Genomic DNA, 22,196 nt, shown 5'->3' with positions numbered 1-22,196 from the left:
GCATGTCCGACGGGATGACGGCTTTCCTGGTGTGCGGGGCGTGCGGACTGGTGCCGCTGCTGCTCGCGATACGCGAGGTCGGCATCGTACGGCGGCTCCGGCGGGACGGGATACGGACGCGGGGCGTCGTCGTCGACAACGTACGGTCCAGCGACAGCGAGGGGCCGACCTGGATCCCGGTCATCGAGTTCCCCGGCCAGAAGGGCCGCCGCGTGCGGTTCTCGCCGAAGATCCGCGGGGCCGGGTTCGGACTGAAGACCGGGCGTGAGGTGCCGGTGGTGTACATGCCGGGCGACCCGACCTCGGCCCGGGTGGACACGACAGGGCACATGGCGGGACCTGCCGTCTTCCTCGCCTTCGTCGGTACCGCGTTCCTGGCCGTCGCCGTGGTCGTCGGCGTGGCGGCCTGACGACGGGCAGCCGGCCGTTGGCCCCGGTGAACCGCCGGGGCACGCCACCCGACGACCCGACTTGTCGCCCGACTTGTCGGAAGGTGCCAAAGCTTGCTGACAAGTCGTCTCGCATACTTGTTGGTAACTGCGTCTAGCCGCACCCCGACCCGCGCCTCTACCGTCGTCGGCATGCCGAACCTGCCCGATGTCGTGCTCTGGTCCATACCGGCGTTCGTCCTGCTCACCGTCCTGGAGATGGTCAGCTACCGGCTCCATCCCGACGAGGACGCCGCCGGATACGAGACCAAGGACGCCGCCACCAGCCTCGGCATGGGGATCGGCAGTCTCGTCTTCGACTTCCTCTGGAAGATCCCGATCGTCGCGATCTACACCGCGGTCTACGAGCTCACCCCGCTCCGCGTCCCCGTCCTGTGGTGGACGATCCCGCTGATGCTGCTCGCCCAGGACTTCTTCTACTACTGGCAGCACCGCGGACACCACGTCATCCGCGTCCTGTGGGCCTGCCACGTGGTGCACCACAGCAGCCGCAAGTTCAACCTCACCACCGCGCTGCGCCAGCCCTGGACCAGCCTGACGTCCTGGCCGTTCTATCTGCCGATGATCGCCCTCGGCGTGCACCCGGCCGCCGTCGCGTTCTGCTACTCGATCAACCTCGTGTACCAGTTCTGGATCCACACCGAGCGCATCGACAAGCTGCCCCGGCCCTTCGAGTACGTCCTCAACACCCCCTCCCACCACCGCGTCCACCACGCCTCGCAGGGCGGCTACCTGGACCGGAACTTCGGCGGGATCCTGATCGTCTGGGACCGTATGTTCGGCTCCTGGGTGGGGGAGACCACCAAGCCCGTCTTCGGCCTCACCAAGAACATCGAGACGTACAACCCGCTCCGCGTCGCCACCCACGAGTACGCCGCCATCGCCCGCGACGTCCGGGCCGCGACCAGTTGGCGCGAGCGCGCCGGACGGCTCTTCCGCGGCCCGGGCTGGCAACCCGCACCCCAGCCGCCGAAGAGCACCGACCCCGCCGCGGAGCCCGCCGCGTGAGCGCCCGTACGGCGGAAACCGCCGCCACGGCGACGAACACGCTCTCCCGCGCCCTCCTCGCCGCCTTCGCGCTCGCCGTCGCCGTCGACCTGGTCTCCCTGCTCGTCGGCGCCGACCTGGGGCACCGGATCGCCAAGCCGCTCCTGATGCCGCTGCTCGCCGCGTACGCAGCCACCCGGGGCGCCCCGAAGCTCCTCATCGCCGCGCTGCTGTTCGGCTGGGGCGGCGACGTCTTCCTGCTCTCCCAAGCCGACTGGGCCTTCCTCGTCGGCATGGGCTCCTTCGCCGCCGGACACGTCTGCTACCTGGTGCTCTTCGGCCGCCGCCGTACGTCCGTCCCGCTCGGGATCGCGTACACCGTCGCCCTCGTCGGCACCGTCGCGCTGCTGTGGCCCGACCTCCCCGCCGAGCTGCGGATCCCCGTCGCCGGCTACTCCCTCCTCCTCACCGCCATGGCCTACCGCGCGAGCTCCCTCGGGCTCGCCGCCGGCGCCGGCGGCGCGCTCTTCCTGCTCTCCGACACCCTCATCGCGACCGGCGTCGCCGAGTGGCCCCAGCTGCCCGCCCCCGCCTTCTGGGTCATGTCCACGTACATCGCCGCCCAGTACCTGCTGGCCAAGGGTGTCCTCGCACGGGCGTACGGTGAACGGAGTACCGCCGCCTGACAGCAAGGAACGTCCCCCATGCGCGCCACCACCATCCACGCCCCGTTCGACATGCGCGTGGAGGACGTGCCCGACCCCGTCGTCCAGGACCCCACCGACGTCGTCGTCCGCGTCCTGCGCGCCTGCATCTGCGGCAGCGACCTGTGGGCCTACCGGGGCGAGTCCGCCCGGCAGCCCGGCCAGCGCATCGGGCACGAGTTCCTCGGGATCGTGGAGGCGGCGGGCGCGGACGTCGCCGGCTTCGCCGCAGGTGACCTCGTCGTCGCCCCGTTCGTCTGGTCCGACGGCACCTGCGACTACTGCGCCGAAGGCCTCCAGACCTCCTGCCCGAGCGGCGGCTTCTGGGGCACGGTCGGCTCCGACGGCGGCCAGGGCGAGGCCGTCCGCGTCCCCTTCGCCGACGGCACCCTCGTCAAGCTGCCCGCCGACGCCGCCTCCGACGACCACCTGCTGACCGCCCTCCTCGCCCTCTCCGACGTCCTGGGCACCGGCCACCACGCCGCCCTCGGCGCCGGCGTCCGCAAGGGCTCCACCGTCGCGGTCGTCGGCGACGGCGCCGTCGGCCTCTGCGGCGTCCTCGCCGCCAAGCGGCTCGGCGCCGACCGGATCATCGCGCTCGGCCGCCACACCGCCCGTACCGACATCGCCCGGACCTTCGGCGCCACCGACGTCGTCGCCGAGCGCGGCGAGGCCGCCGAGGCGGCCGTCCGGGAGCTCACCGGCGGCCAGGGCGCTCACGCCGTCATCGAGGCCGTCGGCACCGAGCAGTCGATGCGCACGGCCGTCGCCATCGCCCGCGACGGCGGCTCCATCGGCTACGTCGGCGTCCCGCACGGCTCCGGCACGGGACTCGACCTCTCCGTCATGTTCGACCGGAACATCGCGCTGCGCGGCGGCGTCGCGCCGGTCCGCGCGTACATCCCGGAGCTGCTCCCGGACGTCCTCGACGGCTCCGTCGACCCGTCCCCGGTCTTCGACCTGACCGTCGGCCTCGACGGCGTCCCGGGCGGCTACCAGGCGATGGACGAGCGCACCGCGCTGAAGGTCCTGGTCAGGCCCTGAGCCACTGGGGGTCGTCCCCGCCTTGAAGGCCCGGCGGGCGCGACCAGCCCGCCGGGCCGCCCTCGTACGAGACGGGCGACCGCGCGTGCCGCAGCAGGCCCAGCGGGCCGGCCGTCTCCGTGAGGTACCGCTCCGGCTCGTATCCGGGCAGCGCGTGCGTCAGCCAGTGCCCGGTCTGCGCCAGCGCCAGGCGTACGAGACGGGTACCGCCGTCCCGGTCCTGCTCGGTCATGGTGCGCAGCACCGCCGCCGCCAGGAGGTAGCCCGTGCCGTGGTCCAGGGCCTGCGCGGGCAGCGCGCCCGGCTCCTCCGACGAACCCTCGGCCACCGCGATCCCGGTCGCCACCTGCACCAGGCTGTCGAAGCCGCGCCGTTCGCACCAAGGGCCGTAGTCGCCCCAGGCCGAGAGCCGGGCGGTCACCAGGCCGGGCCGGTGGAGGTCGAAGCGGTCCAGGGCGCCGGGGCGGTAGCCGGTGACCAGGACGTCGGCCGCGTCCAGCAACTCGTCGAAGGCCCGGCGGTCCGAGGGGCTGTCCAGGTCGAGCGCGGCCGTCCGCTTTCCGACGTCCGTGTCCGCGTGCTGGTCGGGCAGTTCGGGGTTGCCCGGCGGGTCGATCCGCAGCACGTCCGCGCCGAGCAGCGCGAGCGTCCGGGTCGCGACCGGCCCGGCGATGACCCGGGTCAGGTCCAGGACCCGCAACCGCCCCGAGCGCCGCCTCGGCGCCGCGTCGTCCAGCCGCTCCCGGGACAGCAGCGGGCGCGCCGCCACCTCCCGGCCCTGCTCGTGCGCCGCCCACTCCGCCGACGTCCGCAGCGCGACCGCCAAGCCCCCGGCCGCGTACACCGCCGTCTCGACCTCGACGGCCCTCCGCTCGGCGATCGCCGCCGCCACAGCCGCCACCGAAGCCGAATCCCCCGCGCCCAGCGCCGACAGCAACGCCGCCCGGTGGTGCGGATAGTTGGCGTGCGTACGGACCCAGCCGTCCGAGGCCCGCCAGAAGCGGGACAGCGGCGCGAAGACCACCGGAGCCCGCCCGTCGACCCGGAGATGACGCTCACTCACGAAGGCGGTGGCCACGGCTCCGTCATCGACGCGGACCGTCCCCGCCGAACCGTCCCGCTCCACCGCCGCGAGCCCCGCGACCGCGACCGTCGCCCGCGCCAGGTCCATCACGGGCAGCCGGGCCGGCAGCAGCCCCGAAGGACCCCCGTACGCCACCCGGGCCGGTAGGGCGGGATCGCCGCCCAGCTCCGACCACAACAACTCCGTACCCGTACGCACCGTGTTGTCCGTCAGCTCGTCCATCCGCGCATGATGGCACTCCGTGCCACGCGAAGGGGCCCTGGTGTGGCGCACCACACCAGGGCCCCTCCTCATGTGCGTCAGCGACGGACGGCGTCGAGCGCGTCCACCAGACCGGCCCCGTAGAAGCCGTTCTTGTTCTTGCCACCCTCGCAGACCGCGTCGACGACACCGTCACCGTCGATGTCGTACGGGTTGGTGCAGGCGCGGTCGTCGGCCTGCGCGTACAGCATGGCCTTGAGCGCGGCCGGGCTCGCCTTCGGGTGCGTCGACTTCAGCAGCGCGAGCACACCGGCGGCGTGCGGCGAGGCCATCGACGTACCGGCCTTGTAGTTGTAGCCGCCGTTGACCGTGGTCGACAGGATGCGGCCGTTGACCGCCGGGGCGTCCGGGGTCTGGTACTCGGTGCGGTCGCCACCGGGAGCCGAGATGTCGACGACCCCGAGACCGTAGTTGGAGTACGAGGCCTTCAGATCCTTGGCGCCCGTCGCGGAGACGGTGACCACGCCCGGCAGCATCGCCGGGTAGTCGAGGCACTCCTTCGGGTCGATGGGCCGGGTCACCGGCGTGGTGTCGTTCGGGCTGGTGACGTCCGTGAGCTCGTCCGCCGCCAGGTCCATCTTGGAGTTGCCGGCCGCCGCGACGTTGACCGTGCCCTTGCGCTCGGCATAGCGGGTCGCGCGGGAGACGGCCTCGAGCAGGGCCTTCTGGTCGGCGTCGTTCTTGCACGCGAACAGCCACGGGTCGGTGTAGTAGCTGTTGTTGGTGATGTCGACACCGTTCTCGGCCGCCCACACGAAGCCGCAGACCACGGCCTCGGTGTAGAAGAAGCCGTCGGGCGTGGACACCTTGATCCCCGAGACCTTCACGCCCGGCGCGACACCGGTGATGCCGATGCCGTTCTTGGCGGCGGCGATGGTGCCGGCGACGTGCGTGCCGTGGTCGCTCTCGCCCGCCATCGGACGCCACGAGCCGGGGGTGGTGTCCGGCGCGCCGGTCACGCAGTTGGCAGAGGCGCGGGCGTCGAAGTTCGGCGCCAGATCCGGGTGGGTGTCGTCGACGCCCGTGTCGATGACGCCGACCGTGACCTTGCTGCTGCCCATCGTCCGCTTGTGGGCCTGGTCCGCCTTGATGGCGGGCAGGTCCCACTGCAACGGCTCCAGCGGGTCCTGGTTGTCCGTGGCACCGGCCGCGGCGGCCGTGGCCTCGCCCGCGGTGAGCGCCTGGCCGCCCTCGCCGACGGAGGTGTCCCGCTGGACGGAGAGCGGGGCGGTGCGCGTCGCACCGGCCGACACCACACCCCGGGCCTTACGGATCGTCGTCGCGAACTCCGGGTTCTGCGAGTGGACGACTATCACGCCTATCTGGTCATAAGAGATGACCACCGTGCCACCGGCCGCGGCGATCGCCTTCTTCACCGAGGCGGCCGTCCAGCGGCCCCCGTCGATGTTGACGACGTACGACAGCTTGGGGCCGTTCGTCGAGACGGCGGTCGTCGCGGCGGCGTCGCTCAGTTCGGCGGCGGAGGCGCCCGCCGGAAGGACGCCGAGCGAGGCCGTGAGCGCGAGACCGGCAAGCAGAGAGAGTACTCGGCCGCGTCTCGATCCCAGATGAGCCATGGGTTCTCCACATCATCCGTATGTACTGCCTGTACGCCGTTTGCGTTCAGGCAGGTGCATGACGAGTGAAGTTATCGCTGATCTTCCCGCGCCATCAATGAGTTGAGAGGGATTGATGCGGATCCGGAGGAATATCCAGGAGGAAAACCACTCCCGGTGAACCGCTTCGCCGTGCGCTCCGTGCCGTTGTGCAGGGGAGGAGCTCCGGCCGGAGCCCCGTCCCCCACCCCCTCAGTGAGGCCCCGTTGTCCATGCCCACCGCACCCGCGCCCCAAGGAGATTCCGTGGTCACCGAAGCACCGCCGCCGCCCCCGGACGGCCCCGAAGCCGCCGCCGGCCCCGTCCAGCCCACGACCGAGGCCTTCGTCGAGGTGCAGGCGAGCGCGGAGTTCGGCGAACTGCGCCGTACGTACCGCTCCTTCGCCTTCCCGCTGACGGTCGCCTTCATCGCCTGGTACCTGCTGTACGTGCTGCTCTCCAACTACGCGGGCGGCTTCATGGGCACCAAGCTCTTCGGCAACATCAACGTGGCGCTCGTCCTCGGCCTCGGCCAGTTCGCCACCACCTTCCTCATCGCCTGGCTCTACTCCCGCCACGCGGCCGAGCGCCTCGACCCGAAGGCCGACGCCATCAAGTCCCGTATGGAGGCCGACGCGTGAACAGCTCCACCCACCTGCTCGCGGCGGACAGCGCGACCACCGAGCACCGGCCGCTGATCATCGCCCTCTTCGGTGCCTTCGTCGTCGCCACGCTCGTCATCACCGTCTGGGCCGGCCGCCAGACCAAGAGCGCCGCCGACTTCTACGCCGGCGGCCGCCAGTTCACCGGCTTCCAGAACGGCCTCGCGATCTCCGGCGACTACATGTCCGCCGCGTCGTTCCTCGGCATCGCCGGCGCCATCGCCCTCTTCGGCTACGACGGCTTCCTGTACTCGATCGGCTTCCTGGTCGCCTGGCTGGTCGCCCTGCTCCTGGTCGCCGAGCCGCTGCGCAACTCCGGCCGGTTCACCATGGGCGACGTCCTCGCCTACCGGATGCGCCAGCGCCCGGTCCGTACCGCCGCCGGCACCTCCACGATCGTCGTCTCGATCTTCTACCTGCTCGCGCAGATGGCCGGTGCGGGCGTGCTCGTCTCGCTGCTCCTCGGCATCACCAGCGACGGCGGCAAGATCGCCATCGTCGCCCTGGTCGGCATCCTGATGATCGTGTACGTCACCATCGGCGGCATGAAGGGCACCACCTGGGTGCAGATGGTCAAGGCCGTCCTGCTCATCGCGGGCACGCTCCTGATCACCTTCCTCATCCTGCTGAAGTTCGACTTCAACCTCTCCGACCTGCTCGGCGCGGCCGCCACCAACAGCGGCAAGGGCCAGGCGTTCCTGGAGCCCGGCCTGAAGTACGGGGCCACCAGCATCTCGAAGCTGGACTTCCTCTCGCTCGGCATCGCGCTCGTCCTCGGCACGGCCGGCCTGCCGCACATCCTGATCCGCTTCTACACGGTGCCGACCGCCAAGGCCGCCCGTAAGTCGGTCAACTGGGCCATCGGCATCATCGGCGCCTTCTACCTGATGACGATCGTGCTCGGCTTCGGCGCCGCGGCCCTGCTGAAGAACAGCGACATCATCGCCTCGAACAAGGCGGGCAACACGGCCGCACCGCTCGCGGCCCTGGAGGTCGGCGGCGGTGCCGACTCCACCGGCGGCGCGATCCTGCTCGCGGTGATCTCCGCCGTCGCCTTCGCCACCATCCTCGCGGTGGTCGCCGGACTGACCCTGGCCTCGTCGTCCTCCTTCGCGCACGACATCTACGCCAACGTCATCCGGCGCGGACAGGCCACGGAGAAGGAGGAGGTCCGCGCGGCCCGCTGGGCCACCGTCCTCATCGGTGTCGTCTCGATCGCCCTCGGCGCGCTCGCCCGCGACCTCAACGTCGCCGGCCTGGTCGCCCTTGCCTTCGCGGTCGCCGCCTCCGCCAACCTGCCGACGATCCTCTACAGCCTGTTCTGGAAGCGGTTCACCACGCAGGGCGCGCTCTGGTCGATCTACGGCGGTCTGATCTCCTCGGTCGTCCTGGTGCTCTTCTCGCCGGTCGTCTCCGGCAAGCCCACCTCGATGTTCAAGACCGTGGACTTCTACTGGTTCCCGCTGGAGAACCCGGGCATCGTCTCGATCCCGCTCGGCTTCCTGCTCGGCTGGCTCGGCTCGATCCTCTCCAAGGAGGAGCCGGACAAGGGCAAGTACGCGGAGCTGGAGGTCAAGTCCCTCACCGGTGTCGGAGCGCACTGACCCGCGCACGCTACGCGACGACGGACCGGCCGCCTCGTAGAGTCCTACGACGCGGCCGCGTCGGTCCTCGTACCGATCGGCCCCTGCTCGTTGTCGGTGGTCTCGCGTAGGCTCGGCTGTACTAATCACCGAACGACGGGGAGGGGGCCCACAGTGCTCATCGACACCTACGGCCGAGTGGCCACCGACCTGCGCGTCTCGCTCACCGACCGGTGCAATCTGCGCTGCACGTACTGCATGCCGGAAGAGGGTCTGCAGTGGCTGGCCAAGCCCGATCTGCTGACCGACGACGAGATCGTCCGGCTGGTACGGATCGCCGTCACCGACCTCGGGGTCACGGAGGTCCGCTTCACCGGCGGTGAGCCGCTGCTCCGCCCCGGCCTGGTCGGCATCGTCGAGCGCTGCGCGGCCCTGGAGCCCCGCCCCAAGATGTCCCTGACCACGAACGGCATCGGACTCAAGCGCACCGCCGCCGCGCTCAAGGCGGCCGGCCTGGACCGGGTCAACGTCTCGCTCGACACCCTGCGGCCGGACGTCTTCAAGACCCTGACCCGCCGCGACCGGCACCACGACGTGCTCGACGGCATGGCCGCCGCCCGGGACGCCGGGCTCACCCCGGTCAAGGTCAACGCGGTCCTGATGCCCGGACTCAACGACGACGAGGCCCCCGACCTGCTGGCCTGGGCGGTGGAGAACAGCTACGAACTGCGGTTCATCGAGCAGATGCCGCTGGACGCCCAGCACGGCTGGAAGCGCGACGGCATGATCACCGCCGGGGACATCCTGGAGTCGCTGCGCACCCGCTTCACGCTGACGCCCGAGGGGTCGGACGAGCGCGGCTCGGCCCCCGCCGAGCGCTGGGTCGTGGACGGCGGACCGCACACCGTGGGCGTCATCGCCTCCGTCACCCGCCCGTTCTGCCGGGCCTGCGACCGGACCCGGCTGACCGCCGACGGCCAGGTGCGCACCTGCCTCTTCGCCACCGAGGAGACCGACCTGCGGGCCGCGCTGCGCTCGGAGGCCCCGGACGAGGAGATCGCCCGGATCTGGAAGCTGGCGATGTGGGGCAAGAAGGCCGGCTCGGGTCTGGACGACCCGAGCTTCCTCCAGCCCGAGCGCCCGATGTCAGCGATCGGCGGCTGAGCCGCCCGGGCCGCCCGAGCTCCCGGGCGGCTGCTCCCACTCCGACAACGGGACGACGTCCTTGAGGAACCCTCGTACGCCGAGGAACTGTGACAGGTGCTCGCGGTGCTCCTCGCAGGCGAGCCAGGTCTTGCGGCGCTCCGGCGTGTGCAGCTTCGGATTGTTCCAGGCCAGCACCCAGACCGCGTCGGCGCGGCAGCCCTTGGCGGAACAGATCGGGGTTTCTTCACTCACCTGATCATTGTCCAGCAAGGGCGATGCCGAGCAGCCACGGGGGGAGCTGCCCGGCATCGGTCCGTCGCTCCGACGGGGGATGCGGAGCGCGTAGGAAGTATGTCACGGGGAATGGGGTGCAGTGCACCGGAACTTCATGATTGATCTGAGCTTTTCTTGAGCTTTTAGGTTGCCGCAATGATCAACTCTGACCGGGCGAACGTTCCGTTCGGCGCCCCGCCGGGGCGTCTCCGGTGGGGAGCTCGGGCCGGGTCGGACCGGGCACGAAGGTGGAGGGAAGGGTCGGCGGCCTCTCCCGCCCCGCGTTCGCGATGACCACCGCGATATAGGGGAGCGCTCCACCGAGCACCAGGGCCACGATGGCCACGTGGCGCTCGACGTTCCACAGGACGACCGCGGCGATCACGGACAGCGTCCGGATCGTCATCGAGATCACGTACCGCCGCTCCCGGCCGCGCACGTCCGCGGCAAGGCCCTGCCGGGCCCCGGTGATCCGGAAGACCTCGGGTCCGCCATGCTTCCGCATCACATTCCACCACCAGTGTCCGTGCCGGACTCTCCCCGGTCCGGACCTGTCTCCACGGTACCCCTGACGTCCGAGGCCGAGGAGGCCGGGGCACGTATGGATCCGTCCGACATGCGCCGTATAGCGGTTGGGCCGAGACTGGGCCCACATGCGCAGATTGCGCCGCATGAGGAGGCGAGCATGAGTTGGTTGTGGGCGATCATCGTGGGCTTTGTGCTCGGTCTGATCGCCAAGGCGATCATTCCGGGGAAGCAGCAGATCCCGCTGTGGCTGACGACCGTTTTCGGCATCATCGGCAGTGTTCTCGGCAACTCCGTCGCGAGCTGGATCGGGGTCGAGGACACCCGGGGCATCGACTGGACCCGTCACCTGCTCCAACTCGTCGGCGCGATCGCCGTGGTGGGCTTGGGCGACATGCTGTGGACCTCGATCCGCGGCAACAAACAACGGGCCTGACGGCCGGAGAGACCGACGGCGCGGGCCGGCGCGACGGCGGTTCCGCGCAGGTCCGTCTCCGGTGGGAGGCCGCCCGCGGGGCCGGCGCGACGGCGGTTCCGCGCAGGTCCGTCTCCGGTGGGAGGCCGTCCGCGGGGTCGGCGCGACGGCGGTTCCGCGCAGGTCCGTCTCCGGTGGGAGGCCGTCCGCGAGGTCGGCGCGACGGCGGTCCCGCGCCGTTCCGAGGCCGCCTCCCGTCGCCCGTGACACGGACGGAAGGCCGGTACGCGCTCCATGCGCGTACCGGCCTTCCGTCACGTCATGCCCCGGGGCGTCAGCCCTCGGCGCCGACCTCGATCGCCGCCAGGTTCTTCTTGCCCCGGCGCAGCACCAGCCAGCGGCCGTGCAGCAGCTGGTCCGCCGCCGCCTCGGCGTCCTCGGCGGTCACCTTCACGTTGTTCACGTAGGCCCCGCCCTCCTTCACCGTCCGGCGCGCCGCCGACCTGCTCGGCGCCAGACCCACCGCGGTGAACAGGTCCACGACCTGCCCGAGCTCGGCCACCCGCGCGTGCGGCAGCTCGGAGAGCGCCGCCGCCAGCGTCGCCTCGTCCAGCTCGGCCAGGTCACCCTGCCCGAACAGCGCCTTCGAGGCGTTGATGACGGCCGCGCACTGCTCGGCGCCGTGCACCAGCGTCGTCAGCTCCTCGGCCAGCGCCCGCTGCGCGGTCCGCGCCTGCGGCCGCTCGGCGGTGAGCTGCTCCAGCTCCTCCAGCTCCTCGCGGGACTTGAAGGACAGGATCCGCATGTACGTCGAGATGTCCCGGTCGTCCACGTTCAGCCAGAACTGGTAGAACGCGTACGGCGTCGTCATCTCCGCGTCGAGCCAGACGGCCCCGCCCTCGGTCTTGCCGAACTTGGTGCCGTCCGCCTTGACCATCAGCGGCGTCGCCAGCGCGTGGGCCTGCGCCCCCGGCTCCATCTTGTGGATCAGGTCGAGCCCCGCCACCAGGTTGCCCCACTGGTCGGAGCCGCCCTGCTGGAGCGTGCAGCCGTACCGCCGGTACAGCTCCAGGAAGTCCATGCCCTGCAGCAGCTGGTAGCTGAACTCCGTGTAGCTGATGCCCTGCTCGGACTCCAGACGGCGGGCCACGGAGTCCTTGGTCAGCATCTTGTTGACCCGGAAGTGCTTGCCGATGTCCCGCAGGAACTCGATCGCGGACAGGCCCGCGGTCCAGTCCAGGTTGTTCACCATGACCGCCGCGTTCTCCCCCTCGAAGGAGAGGAAGGGCTCGATCTGGCTCCGCAGCCGGTTCACCCAGTTCGCGACCGTCTCGGGGTCGTTCAGGGTGCGCTCGGCCGTCGGGCGCGGGTCGCCGATCTGGCCGGTGGCCCCGCCGACCAGCGCCAGCGGCCGGTGCCCGGCCTGCTGGAGCCGGCGGACGGTGAGCACCTGGACCAGGTGACCGACGTGGAGACTGGCCGCGGTCGGGTCGAAGCCGCAATAGAACGTGATGGGACCGTCCGCGAGAGCCTTGCGCAATGCGTCCTCGTCGGTGGACTGGGCGAACAGCCCGCGCCACTTCAGCTCGTCGACGATGTCGGTCACGATCGTCCGTCTCCTTGATTGATGGTGGTCACGCCGTGGCTCAGTCTATGGGGGTCAGACACCCTTGCTGACCGAGCTCATGTTGAAGTCCGGCACCCGCAGCGCCGGCATCGCCGCCCTGGTGAACCAGTCGCCCCACTCGCGCGGCAGCGTCTTCTCGGTCCGGCCCGCCTCCGAGGCCCGCGACAGCAGGTCCACCGGCGACTCGTTGAACCGGAAGTTGTTCACCTCGCCGACCACCTCGCCGTCCTCCACGAGGTAGACGCCGTCCCGGGTCAGGCCCGTCAGCAGCAGCGTCGCCGGGTCGACCTCGCGGATGTACCAGAGGCAGGTGAGCAGCAGCCCGCGCCCGGTGGCGGCGACCATCTCTTCCAGGGACTGCTCCCCGCCGCCCTCCAGAATCAGGTTCCCCGCGCCGGGCGCCACCGGCAGCCGCGTGAGCCCCGCCGTGTGCCGGGTGGTGACCAGGTGCTCCAGCCTGCCCTCCCGCACCCAGTCCGTCCGGGCGAGCGGCAGCCCGTTGTCGAAGACGGAGGAGTCGTCGCCCGAGGCGTGCGCGATCACGAACGGCGCGGACTCCAGGCCCGGCTCGTTCGGGTCGCTGCGCAGGGTCAGCGGCAGCGGGGCGAGCGTCTCGCCGATGCGCGTGCCGCCGCCGGGCTTCGAGAAGACGGTCCGGCCCTCCACGGCGTCCCGGGCCGCCGCGGACCACAGCTGGTAGATCAGCAGGTCGGCCACGGCGGTCGGCGGCAGGAGCGTCTCGTACCGCCCGGCGGGCAGCTCGATCCTGCGCTCCGCCCAGCCGAGCCGCTTCGCCAGGTCGGCGTCGAGCGCCGCCGGGTCGACGTCCTTGAAGTCCCGCGTGGAGCGCCCGGCCCACGCCGAGCGCGCGCGGTCGGGGGACTTGGCGTTGAGCTCCAGCGTGCCGTTCGGCTGGTCGTGCCGCAGCCGCAGCCCCGTCGACGTACCCAGGTACGTCGAGGTCAGCTCGTGGTTGGCGAAGCCGTACAGCTCACGGCCACCGGCCCGGGCACGGGCGAAGGCCTCGCCGAGCGCGGGCGCGAAGTCCGTGAAGACGGCGGAGCCGGTCTCGGCCGGAGCGTCCGTGAAGTCGGGGGAGGCGTCCACGCCCTCGACCAGCGGCTGGGCGTCCTCGGCCGGCCCCGCGGCCCGGGCCGCGTCCTCGGCGGCCCGCACCAGCGGCTCCAGGTCCTCGGCGGTCACCGCCGAACGGGAGACGACACCCGACGCGGTGCCCTGGGCGCCGTCCACGGTGGCGACGACGGTGAGCGTACGGCCCCGGGTGACGCCGTTCGTGGTGAGCGCGTTGCCCGCCCAGCGCAGGTTGGCCGAGGACTCCTCGTCGGCGATGACGACACAGCCGTCCGCCCGGGACAGCGCGAGCGCCCGCTCGACGATCTCGTGCGGCTTGGTGGAACGGGAGCTCATCGACCGGCCTCCTGCGTCGTGTTGAGACTGTGCTTGCCCGGGGGACAACCCCCGGACCCCCGGCAGATTCCGTGGTGACCGGTCATCGTCCCGCCTCCTGCGTCGTGTTGAGGATGTTGACACCGCGGAACAGGGCGGACGGGCAGCCGTGGGAGACGGCCGCGACCTGGCCCGGCTGGGCCTTGCCGCAGTTGAACGCGCCGCCCAGAACGTACGTCTGCGGGCCGCCGACCTTCTCCATCGAGCCCCAGAAGTCGGTCGTCGTCGCCTGGTACGCGACGTCCCGCAGCTGCCCGGCAAGACGGCCGTTCTCGATGCGGAAGAAGCGCTGCCCGGTGAACTGGAAGTTGTACCGCTGCATGTCGATCGACCACGAGCGGTCGCCGACCACATAGATGCCGCGCTCGACGCCCCCGATCAGATCCTCCGTCGAGAGACCGCCCGGGTCCGGCTGGAGCGACACGTTCGCCATCCGCTGCACCGGCACGTGCCCGGGGGAGTCGGCGAACGCGCAGCCGTTCGACCGGCCCAGGCCGGTCAGCTTCGCGATCCGCCGGTCCAGCTGGTAGCCGACGAGCGTGCCGTCCTTCACCAGGTCCCAGCTCTGCGCCTCGACACCCTCGTCGTCGTACCCGATCGTCGCGAGGCCGTGCTCGGCGGTGCGGTCACCCGTCACGTTCATGATCGACGAGCCGTACGCCAGCTTCCCCAGCTGGTCGAAGGTGGCGAACGAGGTCCCCGCGTACGCCGCCTCGTAGCCCAGCGCCCGGTCCAGCTCCGTGGCGTGGCCGATCGACTCGTGGATCGTCAGCCAGAGGTTCGACGGGTCGACCACCAGGTCGTACGTCCCCGCCTGCACGCTCGGCGCGCGCATCTTCTCGGCGAGCAGCTCCGGGATCCGCTCCAGTTCCCCGTCCCAGTCCCAGCCCGTACCCGTCAGGTACTCCCAGCCCCGCCCGGCCGGCGGCGCGATCGTCCGCATCGAGTCGAACTCGCCCGTCGTCCCGTCCACGGCCACCGCCGTCAGCTGCGGGTGCAGCCGGACGCGCTGCTGGGTGGTGACGGTGCCCGCCGTGTCCGCGTAGAACTTGTTCTCCTGGACGGTCATCAGCGTGGCGTCCACATGCGCCACGCCCTCCGCCCGCAGCAGCCGCTCGCTCCAGTCGGCGAGCAGCGCGCTCTTCTCGGCTCCCGGGACGTCGAACGGGTTGATCTCGTACGCGGAGATCCAGGTCTTCTCCGCGTGCACCGGCTCCTCGGCCAGCTCCACCCTCCCCCAAGGACTCCGTCCAGGGGGTACCCCCACGTCGGAGCCCGCCGCCGCGATCACCTTGGCCGACAGCTTGGCCATCGCGACGGCCTGCGAGGCGATCCGCGCCGCCCCGTCCATGGTCAGATCGACCCCGGAGGCGAACCCCCACGCGCCGCCGTGCACCACCCGCACCGCGTAGCCGAGGTCCGTGGTGTCCGACGAACCCGAGGGCTTGGCGTCCCGCAGCCGCCATGTGGCGCTGCGCACTCGCTCCAGACGGAAGTCGGCATGATCGCAGCCGAGCGCACGCGCCCTCGCGAGCGCCGCGTCGGCGAGCGCCCGCAACGGCAACGCCGTGAAGGCCGCGTCGATGGAATGGGTCCCAAGTGGCACAGCTGTCTCCTGTCGTATGAGACCGGTCGCCCCCGATCATGTCGCGCTTTCGGTCGCCACGCCCAGGGCTTTATGTAGGGATCTGACAGTGACATCCGTACGCCACTGTCAGGGGCCGATTCTTCGTGGCAGCGGCCGGACCGATAGGTTTTCGGTATCCAGACCGCTATCGAAAGGGTGATCCGTTGAGCCGCTCGGTTCTCGTCACCGGAGGCAACCGGGGCATCGGCCTCGCCATCGCCCGCGCGTTCGCCGAGGCCGGCGACAAGGTCGCGATCACGTACCGCACCGGTGAGCCGCCGGCCGCCCTGACCGATCTCGGCTGTCTCGCCGTCAAGTGCGACATCACCGACGGCGAGCAGGTGGAGCAGGCGTACAAGGAGATCGAGGAGAAGCACGGTCCGGTGGAGGTCCTGGTGGCGAACGCCGGGGTCACCAAGGACCAGCTCCTCATGCGCATGAGCGAGGAGGACTTCACGTCCGTCCTCGACACCAACCTGACCGGCACCTTCCGGGTCGTCAAGCGCGCCAACCGCGGCATGCTGCGCGCCAAGAAGGGCCGCGTCGTCCTGATCTCCTCGGTCGTCGGCCTCCTCGGCTCGGCCGGGCAGGCGAACTACGCGGCCTCGAAGGCCGGCCTGGTCGGGTTCGCCCGCTCCCTGGCCCGCGAGCTCGGCTCGCGCAACATCACGTTCAACGTCGTCGCGCCCGGGTTTGTCGACACCGACATGACCAAGGTGCTGACCGAGGAGCAGCGCGCGGGCATCGTGTCCCAGGTGCCGCTGGGCCGCTACGCGCAGCCTGAGGAGATCGCCGCCGCGGTCAGGTTCCTCGCCTCCGACGACGCTTCGTACATCACTGGAGCCGTCATCCCGGTTGACGGCGGATTGGGCATGGGTCACTGATCACATGAGCGGAATTCTCGAGGGCAAGCGCATCCTGATCACCGGTGTGCTGATGGAGTCCTCCATCGCCTTCCACACCGCGAAGCTGGCCCAGGAGCAGGGCGCGGAGATCATCCTCACCGCCTGGCCGCGGCCCACGCTGACCGAGCGCATCGCCAAGAAGCTGCCCTACCCGGACAAGGTCAAGGTCCTGGAGCTGGACGTCTCCAACGACGAGCACCTCGCCCGTCTGGAGGGTCAGGTCCGCGAGCACCTCGGTGACCGGCTCGACGGCGTCGTCCACTCCATCGGCTTCGCCCCGCAGGACGCACTCGGCGGCAACTTCCTGAACACGCCGTTCGAGTCGGTGGCCACCGCCATGCACGTCTCGGCCTTCTCACTGAAGTCCCTGACGGTGGCGCTGCTGCCGCTGATGAACGAGGGCGGTTCGGTCGTCGGCCTCACCTTCGACGCGCAGTTCGCCTGGCCGCAGTACGACTGGATGGGCCCGGCCAAGGCCGCCCTGGAGGCCACGAACCGCTACATGGCGCGCGATCTGGGCGAGCGGAACATCCGCTGCAACCTGATCTCGGCGGGCCCGATCGGTTCGATGGCCGCGAAGTCCATCCCCGGCTTCTCCGAACTGGCGGCGGTCTGGGACAACCGTTCCCCGCTCGCGTGGGACCTCGCCGACCCGGAGCCGGCCGGCAAGGGCGTCGTGGCGCTGCTGTCCGACTGGTTCCCGAAGACGACGGGCGAGATCGTCCACGTCGACGGCGGTCTGCACGCGATCGGCGCGTAGGCGCTCACCCGTACGGCGGTACGAAAGGCCGGGTCGCCCCTCTCAGGGGGCGCCCGGCCTTCGTCGTACCGGGCGGCCCGCCGCCGAGTCGAAAAGTCCGGCGGACCACCCCAAACTGGATCAGAGCGTGACATCCGGCAACTGATGGGGAGGAGGTACGGGCATGCGCGTGCCGCACCGCAGGGCCGCCGCTCTCGCCTCGGCCGTCGCTCTCCTGGCCGGGCTCGCCATCGCGGCCGAGGTCCGTGCCGCCCCCGCCCCGACGGAAGAGGCCCCGGCCCCGGTGGCCCGGGACGCCGAGGACTTCGGGGCCTCCTGCCGCACGGTCGTGGCGGGCTCGCAGGTCACCGCGTACTGCCAGAACCCGTACCCCACCACCGATCGCGTCCGGCTGCACGTCGAGTGCGACCGCTGGTGGGACGTGGACGTCGACAGCGCCCCCGTCGACGTCCGGCCGACGGACTACGCCCAGCTCACCGGCCGCTGCTGGAAGGAGGTCAGGTCCGCCTGGCTCACGCACCAGCCGGCCGAGCAGCCCCCAGGTCCCTGAGGCACATGAAGGGGTAACCGGCGGCCTCCGCCGCTGCCGTCTCCGCGTCGCCGGACCGGATCGCCTCCACCAGGCGCGCGTGGTCCATGTGGTGCTCCGGCCGCAGCTCCTGGCCCACGTCGTCGCGCAGCCACTGCCGCAGGACATGGCCGAGGTCCGCGTAGAGCTCGGTCAGCACCTCGTTGTGCGAGGCGACCACCACCGCGTGGTGGAAGGCGCCGTCCGCCATCACGAAGCGCTCGGCGTCGCCCGAGGCCCAGGCCTCCTCGCGGCCCGCGAGCAGTGCGTCCAGCTGCTTCAGGTCACGGTCGGTGCGCCGCTGCGCCGCGAGCCGCGCCGCCGAGGACTCCAGCGTCGAACGCACCTCGGCGATGTGCCGGGGGTCGGATTCGGCGAACCGGCGGTGCATGACCCCGGCCAGCTCGCTCGTCGCGACCACGTACGTCCCCGAGCCCTGCCGGATGTCGAGCAGCCCGTTGTGCGCGAGCGCCCGTACGGCCTCGCGCACGGTGTTCCGGGCCACGCCCAGCTGTTCGACCAGCTCCGGTTCGGTCGGGATCCGGGACCCGATCGGCCATTCACCGGAGGTGATCTGGTTCCGCAGCTCGGTGATCACCTGATCGGAGAGCCCGGAACGCCGGGGAGAGCCGAGCGCCATGGAGCACCTTCCATTCGTTCCGGATTGACTCCGGTGGTTCCGGATTGGTTCCAGATTGGACAACCAATCATCCCATGATTCTATGATGGCGCCATGCATGACGAGCCGAAGACCCTCACGACCACCGTCCCACCGGCCCGTACCCCCGCCCCTGGCACGGTCGCCACCACCGCGGATTCTCCCGCACCGGACCGGCCCGCCCTCTGGGTCACCCGGCTCGTCGTCGTCGCACTGGTACTCGCCGCGCTCAACCTCCGCCCCGCCATCACCAGCCTCGGCGCCCTCCTCGAAGAGGTCCGCGACGGGCTCCACATGAGCGGCAGCGTGGCCGGCGTCCTCACCTCCGTACCCCCGCTCTGTTTCGCGATCTTCGGGATCACCGCACCCCGCCTCGCCCGCCGCTTCGGCCCCTCCGCCGTCGTCTGCGCCGGCATGGCGGCGATCTTCGCGGGCCTCGCGATCCGCCCCTTCGCCTCCGGCACCGTCGGCTTCCTCGCCGCCAGCGCCCTGGCCCTCATGGGCATCGCCGTCAGCAACGTCCTCATGCCCGTCATCGTCAAGCGGTACTTCCCCGGCCGCGTGGGCACCATGACCGGGCTCTACTCCATGGCGCTCGCCCTCGGCACCTCCCTGGCCGCCGCCGCGACCGTGCCCATGACCGAGGCGCTCGGCGGCAGTTGGCGTACGGGACTCGGCGTCTGGGCGGTCCTCGCCGCCCTCGCCGTCCTGCCCTGGATCCGGCTCGTACGCGACCGGGCCATGTCCGCGACCACCGTCCCGGCGACGGAGACCGCCGCCTCGGGTTCCGCGAGCGCCCCGGCCGTCACCCCGCTCCGGATCACCCGCAGCCGTACCGCATGGGCGCTCGGCGCCTTCTTCGGCCTCCAGGCCACCGGCGCGTACATCACCATGGGCTGGATGCCGCAGATCTTCCGCGACGCCGGTGTCCCCGCCGGTACGGCGGGTGTGCTGCTCGCGGTCACGATGGTGATGGGCGTCCCGCTCGCGTTCGTCATCCCCGGCCTCGCGACCCGGCTCAAGACCCAGGGCCCGATCGTCATCGCCCTGGGCCTGTGCGGCCTCGTCGGCTACAGCGGCCTCTACCTCGCCCCCGCGGCCGGCGCCTGGGTCTGGGCGCTGCTCCTCGGCGTCTCCAACTGCGCCTTCCCGCTCGCCCTCACCATGATCGGGCTGCGCTCCCGCACCGGCGCCGGCGTCGTCCGGCTCTCCGCCTTCGCGCAGAGCGTCGGCTACCTCATCTCCATCCCCGGCCCGCTCCTGGTAGGCGTCCTGTACCAGCACAGCGGCGGCTGGGACCTGCCCATCGCGCTGATGGCCGGGCTGATGATCCCGCAGATGATCATCGGGATCCTCGCCGGACGGGACCGGACCGTCGAGGACGAATGCTGAGATGCGAGACTGTCTCCATGCCAGTGCTCGACCCGAACCCCCAGAACGGCCAGAAGAAGCTGCTGCTCGTGCTCGGCGCGATGCTCGGAATCTCGGTCGTCATCGCCGTCATCGCCACGATCGCCTCACCCTGACCCCGACCCCTTCCCCCTGACCCGGCGCCGCCGGTGGGGTTAACCCCTCCATCCCCTAGGGGGTGAGTGTCAGGGTGAAGTGGGTGGATCACCGGATGGGACGGATCGCTGCCGCTCCGTAGCGTTGGAGACATCGCCGCAGTCACCGCTGCGGACGTCGTCCCGACCCATGGAGGCGGCCATGTCGGCCCGTACGCACACCCGGACCCCGTCCCCGTCCGTCGGCGGCGTCGACACCCGGCTGCCCTGGTGGGCGCTCGCCCTGCCCGTGGCCGCGTTCGTCGCTCTCTTCCTGCTCATAGCCGGCTCGGGCGGCGGCCCCGCCGCCGGTGGCGACCCCACGGTCGGCCGTCTCCTGGAGCAGATCCAGCAGTCGCTGCCGCGCTGAGCCGACCCAACACCCTGCGCCCGGCCGCCCGTTTCGTGGGAGGCTGGAGCGCATGAGCGTCGCAGCGACTTCCGGGGGGACACCCCCCGGATCCCCCGAACCCCGCAGGATTGTGCTGCTCCGGCATGCCAAGGCCGACTGGCCCGAGGTGTCCGACCACGAGCGGCCGCTCGCCGAGCGCGGCCGCGCGGACGCGCCCGTGGCCGGCCGCAAGCTCGCCGACACCGGGATCACCTTCGATCTGGCCCTCTGCTCGACCGCCGTCAGGACCCGCGAGACCTGGAAGCTGGCCGTGCAGGAGCTGCCGCACCGTCCCAGGACCGTGTACGAGGACCGGCTGTACGAGGCCTCGCCCGGCGAGCTGATCGCCGTGCTCAACGAGGCCCCGGACGATGTGAAGGACATCCTCGTCATCGGTCACAACCCCGGCATGCACGGACTCGCCGACGTCCTCACGGGCGAGGCCGAGGGAGACGCGCAAGTCCGGATGAACCGGCGCGGCTTTCCGACCGCCGCCTTCGCCGTCGTCGGCTTCAAGGGCTCCTGGAAGTCCCTGGAGCCCGGCGCGGGCGCCCTGCTCGACTTCTGGGCCCCGGAGCACTGATCCGTCGCGGGGCCGTACGCGGACGCCGGAAGGCCCGGTCACCGAGGGGTGACCGGGCCTTCCGCCGTCTCCACGAGGACGGTCAGTGCAGCAGATCCTCGTCGCCGTCCGCCGCCTCGACCTCCTCGCGGGTGATCCCGAGCAGATAGAGGACGGTGTCGAGGAACGGGACGTTCACCGCGGTGTGGGCGGCCTGCCGCACCACCGGCTTGGCGTTGAAGGCAACCCCGAGCCCGGCCGTGTTCAGCATGTCCAGGTCGTTCGCGCCGTCGCCGATCGCCACGGTCTGGGAGAGCGGCACGCCCGCCTCCGCCGCGAACCGGCGCAGCAGCCGCGCCTTGCCCGCCCGGTCCACGATCTCGCCCGTGACGCGGCCCGTCAGCTTCCCGTCCACGACCTCCAGCGTGTTGGCCGAGGCGAAGTCGAGGCCAAGCCGCTCCTTGAGGTCGTCCGTGACCTGGGTGAAGCCGCCCGACACCACACCGACCTGGAAGCCGAGCCGCTTGAGCGTACGGATGAGGGTGCGGGCACCGGGTGTCATCCGCACCTCGGCCCGGACCTTGTCCACCACCGAGGCGTCGAGCCCGGCGAGCAGCGCCACCCGCGCGTGCAGCGACTGCTCGAAGTCCAGCTCGCCGCGCATCGCGGCCGCGGTGACCTCGGCGACTTCGTCCTCGCAGCCCGCGTGCGCCGCGAAGAGCTCGATCACCTCGTCCTGGATCAGCGTGGAGTCGACGTCCATGACGACCAGCCGCTGCGCACGGCGGTGCAGTCCGGCCGAGACGACGGCCACGTCCACCCCGATGTCGTGCGCCTGGGTGGCGAGCGCCGTCCGCAGCGGCTCGGTCTCGCAGCCCGAGACGGCGAACTCGACGGCCGTCACGGGGTACTTCGCCAGCCGGAAGATACGGTCGATGTTGCCACCGTTCTCGGCGATCCTGGCCGTTATGGCGGCCGTCTGCTCGGCGGTCAGCGGGTGCCCGAGCACGGTGACGTGCGAGCGGCCGACGCCGCGCGGACGGTTGTCACCGGTGCCGGAGATGATCTCGGCCTGGAGCTTCAGCGACTCCGCCCAGCTGTGGACGGTCGCCCGAAGCTCCCCCTGGGAGGCGACGGTCGGCTCGGTGACGAGCGCGCACAGGACGAGACGGCCGCGGGAGACGACCTGCTCGATGTCCACGACGTCGACGGAGTAGGCGGCGAGGGTGTCGAAGAGCCCGGCGGTGATCCCGGGACGGTCCTTCCCGAAGATCTTGACGAGAAGGGTGGGAACGTCTGAGGTCTGCGATGCGCTCATGGTGCTTCCACCGTATCGGGCACCGCGTGCCACCGGTCACC

Annotated in this window: 24 protein-coding genes; 15 read left to right on the top strand and 9 right to left on the bottom strand. The window is 71.1% G+C overall.

Annotated features, from left to right (window positions below; translation table 11 throughout):
- Positions 1–2: 2 nt before the first annotated feature.
- From Q5762_RS25630 to Q5762_RS25615, 4 genes are all read left to right on the top strand, one after another.
- A complete protein-coding gene (locus tag Q5762_RS25630; RefSeq protein WP_315894594.1) occupies positions 3–410 on the top strand; it encodes a DUF3592 domain-containing protein in 408 nt (135 codons plus the stop codon).
- A 171-nt stretch (positions 411–581) separates the two neighbouring features.
- Entirely contained in the window at positions 582–1,457 is an 876-nt protein-coding gene (locus tag Q5762_RS25625) for a sterol desaturase family protein (RefSeq protein WP_315894593.1), read from the top strand.
- The gene (locus tag Q5762_RS25620; protein WP_315894592.1) at positions 1,454–2,122 is read left to right on the top strand and encodes a lysoplasmalogenase; all 669 of its coding nucleotides are present in this window, start codon (positions 1,454–1,456) and stop codon (positions 2,120–2,122) included. The genes Q5762_RS25625 and Q5762_RS25620 overlap by 4 nt, the downstream gene beginning before the upstream one ends.
- 18 nt (positions 2,123–2,140) lie before the next feature.
- On the top strand, positions 2,141–3,184 hold the full coding sequence (locus Q5762_RS25615; protein WP_315894591.1) for a zinc-dependent alcohol dehydrogenase family protein: 1,044 nt from the start codon (positions 2,141–2,143) through the stop codon (positions 3,182–3,184).
- Here the strand turns inward: Q5762_RS25615 and Q5762_RS25610 are convergent.
- Both Q5762_RS25610 and Q5762_RS25605 read right to left on the bottom strand, forming a co-directional pair.
- Complete coding sequence (locus tag Q5762_RS25610; protein ID WP_315894590.1) at positions 3,174–4,490, bottom strand: CoA transferase; 1,317 nt, start codon at positions 4,488–4,490, stop codon at positions 3,174–3,176. The two genes, Q5762_RS25615 and Q5762_RS25610, sit on opposite strands and share 11 nt — an antisense overlap.
- A 77-nt stretch (positions 4,491–4,567) precedes the next feature.
- Complete coding sequence (locus Q5762_RS25605; protein ID WP_315894589.1) at positions 4,568–6,106, bottom strand: S8 family serine peptidase; 1,539 nt, start codon at positions 6,104–6,106, stop codon at positions 4,568–4,570.
- Positions 6,107–6,390: 284 nt separating this feature from the next.
- On the opposite strand from Q5762_RS25605, the gene Q5762_RS25600 reads away from it, so the two are divergent.
- The 3 genes from Q5762_RS25600 to moaA all read left to right on the top strand — a co-directional run bounded on the left by Q5762_RS25600 (position 6,391) and on the right by moaA (position 9,533).
- Positions 6,391–6,765 (top strand): DUF485 domain-containing protein, encoded by a 375-nt coding sequence (locus Q5762_RS25600; RefSeq protein WP_315894588.1) that lies wholly within the window; start codon positions 6,391–6,393, stop codon positions 6,763–6,765.
- Entirely contained in the window at positions 6,762–8,390 is a 1,629-nt protein-coding gene (locus tag Q5762_RS25595; protein ID WP_315894587.1) for a cation acetate symporter, read from the top strand. The genes Q5762_RS25600 and Q5762_RS25595 overlap by 4 nt, the downstream gene beginning before the upstream one ends.
- Before the next feature lie 153 nt (positions 8,391–8,543).
- Complete coding sequence (moaA, locus tag Q5762_RS25590) at positions 8,544–9,533, top strand: GTP 3',8-cyclase MoaA (protein ID WP_315894586.1); 990 nt, start codon at positions 8,544–8,546, stop codon at positions 9,531–9,533.
- Here moaA and Q5762_RS25585 read toward each other — a convergent pair.
- Together Q5762_RS25585 and Q5762_RS25580 are read right to left on the bottom strand one after the other, a co-directional pair.
- Positions 9,516–9,767: a hypothetical protein gene (locus Q5762_RS25585; RefSeq protein WP_399495264.1), complete on the bottom strand. Its 252-nt coding sequence runs from the start codon at positions 9,765–9,767 to the stop codon at positions 9,516–9,518. The two genes, moaA and Q5762_RS25585, sit on opposite strands and share 18 nt — an antisense overlap.
- Positions 9,768–9,948: 181 nt before the next feature.
- The gene (locus Q5762_RS25580; RefSeq protein WP_315894585.1) at positions 9,949–10,293 is read right to left on the bottom strand and encodes a DUF3099 domain-containing protein; all 345 of its coding nucleotides are present in this window, start codon (positions 10,291–10,293) and stop codon (positions 9,949–9,951) included.
- Positions 10,294–10,473: 180 nt separating this feature from the next.
- On the opposite strand from Q5762_RS25580, the gene Q5762_RS25575 reads away from it, so the two are divergent.
- Positions 10,474–10,749 carry a GlsB/YeaQ/YmgE family stress response membrane protein gene (locus tag Q5762_RS25575; RefSeq protein WP_315894584.1) on the top strand — a complete coding sequence of 92 codons (276 nt, stop codon included), beginning with the start codon at positions 10,474–10,476 and terminating at the stop codon, positions 10,747–10,749.
- A gap of 313 nt (positions 10,750–11,062) precedes the next feature.
- On the opposite strand, the gene tyrS is transcribed toward Q5762_RS25575, so the two are convergent.
- The 3 genes from tyrS to Q5762_RS25560 form a co-directional block, all read right to left on the bottom strand.
- Positions 11,063–12,334, bottom strand: a complete 1,272-nt coding sequence (gene tyrS, locus Q5762_RS25570) for a tyrosine--tRNA ligase (RefSeq protein WP_315894583.1) — start codon at positions 12,332–12,334, stop codon at positions 11,063–11,065.
- A 54-nt stretch (positions 12,335–12,388) separates the two neighbouring features.
- Positions 12,389–13,783, bottom strand: a complete 1,395-nt coding sequence (locus tag Q5762_RS25565; protein ID WP_315894582.1) for a metallopeptidase TldD-related protein — start codon at positions 13,781–13,783, stop codon at positions 12,389–12,391.
- Positions 13,784–13,865: 82 nt separating this feature from the next.
- The gene (locus tag Q5762_RS25560) at positions 13,866–15,407 is read right to left on the bottom strand and encodes a TldD/PmbA family protein (RefSeq protein ID WP_399495266.1); all 1,542 of its coding nucleotides are present in this window, start codon (positions 15,405–15,407) and stop codon (positions 13,866–13,868) included.
- Between the two features lie 206 nt (positions 15,408–15,613).
- Between Q5762_RS25560 and fabG the strand changes: the two genes are divergently transcribed.
- The 3 genes from fabG (at position 15,614) to Q5762_RS25545 (ending at position 17,664) form a co-directional block, all read left to right on the top strand.
- Positions 15,614–16,333: a 3-oxoacyl-[acyl-carrier-protein] reductase gene (fabG, locus tag Q5762_RS25555; RefSeq protein ID WP_315894580.1), complete on the top strand. Its 720-nt coding sequence runs from the start codon at positions 15,614–15,616 to the stop codon at positions 16,331–16,333.
- A gap of 4 nt (positions 16,334–16,337) precedes the next feature.
- Positions 16,338–17,114 (top strand): enoyl-ACP reductase FabI, encoded by a 777-nt coding sequence (fabI, locus tag Q5762_RS25550; protein WP_315894579.1) that lies wholly within the window; start codon positions 16,338–16,340, stop codon positions 17,112–17,114.
- Positions 17,115–17,277: 163 nt separating this feature from the next.
- Positions 17,278–17,664 carry a hypothetical protein gene (locus tag Q5762_RS25545; protein ID WP_315894578.1) on the top strand — a complete coding sequence of 129 codons (387 nt, stop codon included), beginning with the start codon at positions 17,278–17,280 and terminating at the stop codon, positions 17,662–17,664.
- On the opposite strand, the gene Q5762_RS25540 is transcribed toward Q5762_RS25545, so the two are convergent.
- Entirely contained in the window at positions 17,627–18,322 is a 696-nt protein-coding gene (locus Q5762_RS25540) for a FadR/GntR family transcriptional regulator (RefSeq protein WP_315894577.1), read from the bottom strand. The two genes, Q5762_RS25545 and Q5762_RS25540, sit on opposite strands and share 38 nt — an antisense overlap.
- Before the next feature lie 93 nt (positions 18,323–18,415).
- Between Q5762_RS25540 and Q5762_RS25535 the strand changes: the two genes are divergently transcribed.
- The 4 genes from Q5762_RS25535 (at position 18,416) to Q5762_RS25520 (ending at position 20,858) form a co-directional block, all read left to right on the top strand.
- Positions 18,416–19,732 (top strand): MFS transporter, encoded by a 1,317-nt coding sequence (locus tag Q5762_RS25535; RefSeq protein ID WP_315894576.1) that lies wholly within the window; start codon positions 18,416–18,418, stop codon positions 19,730–19,732.
- A 17-nt stretch (positions 19,733–19,749) separates the two neighbouring features.
- Positions 19,750–19,866: an SGM_5486 family transporter-associated protein gene (locus Q5762_RS25530; RefSeq protein WP_261992078.1), complete on the top strand. Its 117-nt coding sequence runs from the start codon at positions 19,750–19,752 to the stop codon at positions 19,864–19,866.
- A 181-nt stretch (positions 19,867–20,047) separates the two neighbouring features.
- The gene (locus Q5762_RS25525) at positions 20,048–20,254 is read left to right on the top strand and encodes a hypothetical protein (RefSeq protein ID WP_315894575.1); all 207 of its coding nucleotides are present in this window, start codon (positions 20,048–20,050) and stop codon (positions 20,252–20,254) included.
- Between the two features lie 52 nt (positions 20,255–20,306).
- Positions 20,307–20,858, top strand: a complete 552-nt coding sequence (locus Q5762_RS25520; protein ID WP_315894574.1) for a histidine phosphatase family protein — start codon at positions 20,307–20,309, stop codon at positions 20,856–20,858.
- An 82-nt stretch (positions 20,859–20,940) separates the two neighbouring features.
- On the opposite strand, the gene serB is transcribed toward Q5762_RS25520, so the two are convergent.
- Positions 20,941–22,155, bottom strand: a complete 1,215-nt coding sequence (serB, locus tag Q5762_RS25515) for a phosphoserine phosphatase SerB (RefSeq protein ID WP_315894573.1) — start codon at positions 22,153–22,155, stop codon at positions 20,941–20,943.
- Between the last annotated feature and the right edge of the window lie 41 nt (positions 22,156–22,196).

This window comes from Streptomyces sp. P9(2023) (assembly GCF_032436795.1).
Classification (GTDB): Bacteria; Actinomycetota; Actinomycetes; order Streptomycetales; family Streptomycetaceae; genus Streptomyces.
Note: the sequence above shows the minus strand (reverse complement) of the source record. Positions and strands in the feature narration are given on the sequence as shown.

Coding starts and splice junctions, on each gene's coding strand:
- fabI (WP_315894579.1), top strand. CDS start 16,338: ATGAGCGGAATTCTCGAGGGCAAGCGCATCCTGATCACCGGTGTGCTG.
- Q5762_RS25535 (WP_315894576.1), top strand. CDS start 18,416: ATGCATGACGAGCCGAAGACCCTCACGACCACCGTCCCACCGGCCCGT.
- Q5762_RS25565 (WP_315894582.1), bottom strand. CDS start 13,783: ATGAGCTCCCGTTCCACCAAGCCGCACGAGATCGTCGAGCGGGCGCTC.
- Q5762_RS25545 (WP_315894578.1), top strand. CDS start 17,278: ATGCGCGTGCCGCACCGCAGGGCCGCCGCTCTCGCCTCGGCCGTCGCT.
- Q5762_RS25615 (WP_315894591.1), top strand. CDS start 2,141: ATGCGCGCCACCACCATCCACGCCCCGTTCGACATGCGCGTGGAGGAC.
- serB (WP_315894573.1), bottom strand. CDS start 22,155: ATGAGCGCATCGCAGACCTCAGACGTTCCCACCCTTCTCGTCAAGATC.
- Q5762_RS25575 (WP_315894584.1), top strand. CDS start 10,474: ATGAGTTGGTTGTGGGCGATCATCGTGGGCTTTGTGCTCGGTCTGATC.
- Q5762_RS25580 (WP_315894585.1), bottom strand. CDS start 10,293: ATGCGGAAGCATGGCGGACCCGAGGTCTTCCGGATCACCGGGGCCCGG.
- Q5762_RS25630 (WP_315894594.1), top strand. CDS start 3: ATGTCCGACGGGATGACGGCTTTCCTGGTGTGCGGGGCGTGCGGACTG.
- Q5762_RS25520 (WP_315894574.1), top strand. CDS start 20,307: ATGAGCGTCGCAGCGACTTCCGGGGGGACACCCCCCGGATCCCCCGAA.
- Q5762_RS25540 (WP_315894577.1), bottom strand. CDS start 18,322: ATGGCGCTCGGCTCTCCCCGGCGTTCCGGGCTCTCCGATCAGGTGATC.
- Q5762_RS25525 (WP_315894575.1), top strand. CDS start 20,048: ATGTCGGCCCGTACGCACACCCGGACCCCGTCCCCGTCCGTCGGCGGC.
- Q5762_RS25610 (WP_315894590.1), bottom strand. CDS start 4,490: ATGGACGAGCTGACGGACAACACGGTGCGTACGGGTACGGAGTTGTTG.
- Q5762_RS25605 (WP_315894589.1), bottom strand. CDS start 6,106: ATGGCTCATCTGGGATCGAGACGCGGCCGAGTACTCTCTCTGCTTGCC.
- Q5762_RS25530 (WP_261992078.1), top strand. CDS start 19,750: ATGCCAGTGCTCGACCCGAACCCCCAGAACGGCCAGAAGAAGCTGCTG.
- Q5762_RS25625 (WP_315894593.1), top strand. CDS start 582: ATGCCGAACCTGCCCGATGTCGTGCTCTGGTCCATACCGGCGTTCGTC.